Origin of the sequence: Dietzia sp. DQ11-38-2 (genome assembly GCF_014145055.1) — a bacterium.
In the GTDB taxonomy this organism is placed as follows: domain Bacteria; phylum Actinomycetota; class Actinomycetes; order Mycobacteriales; family Mycobacteriaceae; genus Dietzia.
Window position 1 is genome coordinate 1 of record NZ_JAALDW010000208.1, and the last position, 4072, is coordinate 4072.

The window sequence follows — 4072 nt, forward strand, 5'->3', positions numbered from 1 at the left end:
CGGCCGCGGCGAACGCCTGCGGGGGCCGCGGGTCACGGCCCGCGCGCACGTCCGAGACCGCCTCGGCGAAGGCTTCCCCGTCGGGGTACCGCCGGTTCGGATCCTTGACCATGGCGTCGGAGAGGAGCCTGCGCACCGACGGCGGTACCGAGTCGGGGAGCGGGGGCGGCGTCTCGCGGACGTGCATCATCGCCACGCTCACCGGGGAGTCGGCTACGAACGGCCTGCGCCCGGACACGCACTCGTATCCCACGACCCCGAGGGAGTAGACGTCACCGGCAGGGGTGGTCTCGTGACCCATGGCCTGCTCGGGTGCGATGTACTGGGCCGTGCCCACGACCATCCCGGCCTGGGTGACCGCCGCGGACCCCATCGACTTGGCGATGCCGAAGTCGGTGAGCTTGACCTGCCCGGAGGGCGTGATGAGGATGTTGCCCGGCTTGACGTCCCGGTGGACCAGCCCGATGGCGTGCGCGGCGTTGAGTGCGCGACCGGTCTGCTCGAGCATGTCCAGGGTGTGGCGGAGCGGTAGCGACCCCTCGCGCGCGAGAACATCGGAGAGCGGCTCGCCCACCACGAGCTCCATGACCAGGTAGGACAGCGGGTTTCCCGAGGCCGGGTCGTCGATCTGCCCGTAGTCGTAGACCGTCGCGACACCCGGGTGGGAGATCCGCGCCGTCACCTTGGCCTCGGACCGGAACCTCTCCACGAATTCCTGATCGGAGGAGAACTCGGCCTTGAGGACCTTGACCGCGACGTGTCGGTCCAGCACCGCGTCGGCGGCCTCCCAGACCTGTCCCATCCCGCCCGTGGCGATCAGGCGCAGCAGTCGGTACCGGCCGGAGAGCACCGCTCCGGAGTTCAGGCTCATCCCGCGCCCCCGAGGAGTGCCCCCAGGACCTCGCGGCCGATGGGGGCGGCGTAGGTGGAGCCCACGGTGTCTCTGGTGATGCCGGGACCTGACTCGAGCGCCACGGCCACGGCCACGTCCTGGCCGGGGACGAAGGCGATGTACCAGGTGTAGGGCACGGTCGTCGCGGCGTCCACGCCGTGCTCGGCGGTACCGGTCTTGGAGGCGATGGTCACCCCGGGCAGCCCGCCGCCGGCATTGCGTTCCGCGCCCTCCATGAGCTCGGTGAGGGTGGCGGCCTGCTCGTCGGTCAGGGCGCGCCCCGCGTCCTCAGGGGAGAACCCCTGCACCACGGAGAGGTCGGGCGCCGTGAGCGAGCGGATCAACTGGGGCTGCATGCGTACCCCGCCGTTGGAGACGGTGGCCGCCACCATGGCGTTCTGCAGGGTCGTCATGCGGACATCGCTCTGACCGATCGAGCTCATGGCGAGTTGCGCGGCGTCCTCCATCTGGCCCAGGCCGGACGGAGCCGCGGGGATCCCGAGTTCATCCGGTTCCCCGCCGTCCAGACCGAATCGTTCGGCCATCTCGGTGAACGCGTCGGTGCCGATCTCCTGGCTGAGCTCCACGAACGGCACGTTGCAGGAGAGTTCGAACGCCGTGCGGAGGGTCACGGTGCCGCCACCACAGGTCTGGCCTGCGTAGTTCTGCAGGAACGTGGAGGTGCCGGGCAGCAGCGTGCGGTCCGCACCGGACACCGGCGTCTCCGGTCCCATCCCGGATTCGAGTGCGGCGGCCGTCGTGATGACCTTCATGGTGGACCCGGGCGGCAGGGACTGCTGCGTGGCGTGGTTGAGCAGCGGCCGGTCCGGGCTCTGTTCGATCCGCTCCATCTCCTGGGTGCGGACGGTCTGCTCCTGGCTGGACAGCGCGTTCGGGTCGAACGCCGGGCTGGAGGCCAGGGCCAGCACCTCCCCGGTCGAGGGCCGGACCGCGGCCACCGAGCCGACGAAGGGTCCCTGGCCGGCGCCCCGTTGCAGTGCGCCGAAGGCCGCCTCCTGCGCGGCGGGGTCGAGGGTCAGCTCCACCGACCCGCCCTGGGGGGTCCGGCCGGAGATGAGTCCGGTGATGCGTTGGGAGAGCAGCCTGGGGTCCGATCCGTTGAGGAAGGCGTCCTGCGACTGTTCGATCCCCGAGGTGGCGTACTGCAGGGAGTAGTACCCCACCGTCGGACCGAACGCGACCGGGCTGGTGGGATAGGTGCGCTCGAACTCGTACCTGCCGTCCGAGGGCACCGACATGGCCAGCACGCGGCCCCCGGCGGTGATCTGCCCGCGCTGGCGGGAGTACTCGTCGAGCAGCATCCGGGTGTTGCGGGGGTCGGCCCGCAGTTCATCGGCGCGGAAGACCTGGACCCAGGTGAGCTGGAGGAGCAGCGCCACCACCATGACGATGGCGGCGACCGCGACCCTGCGGATGGCGGCGTTCACCCGGCGCTCACCCGGCCTTCCGGACGCGGGCCAGCAGCGGGGTCCTCATCATGCCCGTGGCCGCCTCGGCGAGCGCGGGTGTCTGACGCGGGGTGGGCATCGGTCGACGGGCGTCGTGCGACAACCGGAGCAGGATGGCCAACAGGGCGTAGTTGGCGAGGAGGCTCGACCCGCCGTAGGCCATGAACGGCAGGGTGAGCCCGGTGAGCGGGATGAGGGTGGAGACCCCGCCGACCACCACGAAGACCTGGATGGCGACGGTGAACGCCAGGCCGACGGCGACCAGTTTGCCGAAGCTGTCCCTGATGGTCAGGCCCACCCGGATCCCGCGCAAGACGACGATCGCGTAGATCATCAGCACGGCCGCGAGGCCGATCAGGCCGAGCTCCTCGCCGATGGTCGAGGTGATGAAGTCGGTACCCGCGAACGGCACCTGGTCCGGTCGCCCGTTGCCGAGCCCGGTGCCGCCCATGCCCCCGGAGGCGAGCCCGAACAGGGCCTGTGAGCTCTGGTAACCGCCGGTGTCGAAGTAGGCGAAGGGGTCCTGCCAGATCTGGAACCGCACCCGCACGTGGCCGAACAGTGCGTAGGCCAACACGCCTCCGATGCCCACGAGGACGACGCCGATGAGCAGCCAGCTGATCCGCTCGGTGGCCACGTACAGCATGGTCAGCACGGTGGCGAAGAGCAGCAACGCCATTCCCAGGTCCGTGTTGAACACCAGCACTCCCAGGGAGAGGAACCACGCCACGATGATCGGCCCGAGGTCCCGCCCGCGGGGCAGGTCCACGCCGAGGATGCGACGTCCGGCGCTGGTGAACAACTCACGCTTCTCGACGAGGATCGAGGCGAAGAAGATGATGAGCAGGATCTTGGCGAACTCGCCGGGTTGGATGGTGAAGCCGGGCAGGATGATCCAGTTCTTGGCGCCGTTGATCTCGGAGAACCGGGCGGGAAGTACCGCCGGGATCGCCAACAACGCCAGGCCGGAGAAGCCCATGGTGTATCCGTACCGGGACAGCACCCGGTGGTCGCGGAGGAAGTACAACACGGCCGCCATGAAGGCCAGGCCGATCAGCGTCCAGAGCAACTGTCTGGTGACGTCCATCCCCGGCGGGTCGTTGCCGTTGGCCACGGCGCGCGCCGCGTAGGCCAGGTCGAGGCGGTAGATGAGCACCAGGCCGAGGCCGTTGAGGAGGGCGACGGCGGGGAGCAGCACGGGGTCCGAGTACGGCGCCAACCACCGGATCAGCAGATGCGCCACCCCGCACAGGCCCAGGTAGGCCAGGGTCAGCCAGAGCAGGGTCAGGCTCAGTTCCTGCTCCTGGGCCAGTTGGACGAGGAACAGGGAGAACCCGACGATCACCGACGCGGCGACGAGGAGGACGAGTTCCTTGCCGCGGCGGGGCGGGACGGTGACCGCGGGCGTTCCGGATGCGGGAGTGGTCACAGGTCAGCTCACCGCCCGGCAGTCGACCCCCGGCACCGAGGCCGGGGCGGGACGTGGAGTGGGTTCGGGGGAGGGCTCGGGTGACTGCTCCGGAGCGGGGCGGGGAGACGTGGTGGGCGCCGACGGCGAGGTGGTGGCCTCCGCCGGCTCCTCGCTCCTGCCCCCGTCGCGCCGGGGTGCACACGGCGGCAGCAGGTTGTCCTCGGCGAGTCGGAAGATCTGGGCCCTGGCGTCCGCGAGGCTGCCCGACGGCATTCCCGCTCGCACCGATTCGCGGGCCGG

Annotated in this window: 3 protein-coding genes and 1 pseudogene; all 4 read right to left on the minus strand. The window is 70.4% G+C overall.

Going from position 1 to position 4072, the window contains the following annotated elements:
• A partial coding sequence (locus G6026_RS07640; protein WP_182612823.1) for a serine/threonine-protein kinase occupies positions 1–871 on the minus strand: 871 nt, incomplete at its 3' end.
• Positions 868–2340 carry a penicillin-binding protein 2 gene (locus G6026_RS07645; RefSeq protein ID WP_107755254.1) on the minus strand — a complete coding sequence of 491 codons (1473 nt, stop codon included), beginning with the start codon at positions 2338–2340 and terminating at the stop codon, positions 868–870. The genes G6026_RS07645 and G6026_RS07640, both read right to left, overlap by 4 nt.
• Before the next feature lie 7 nt (positions 2341–2347).
• Positions 2348–3790: an FtsW/RodA/SpoVE family cell cycle protein gene (locus tag G6026_RS07650; RefSeq protein ID WP_107755255.1), complete on the minus strand. Its 1443-nt coding sequence runs from the start codon at positions 3788–3790 to the stop codon at positions 2348–2350.
• Positions 3791–3793: 3 nt separating this feature from the next.
• Positions 3794–4072 (minus strand): annotated as a pseudogene (locus G6026_RS07655) (serine/threonine protein phosphatase); the annotation flags it as partial.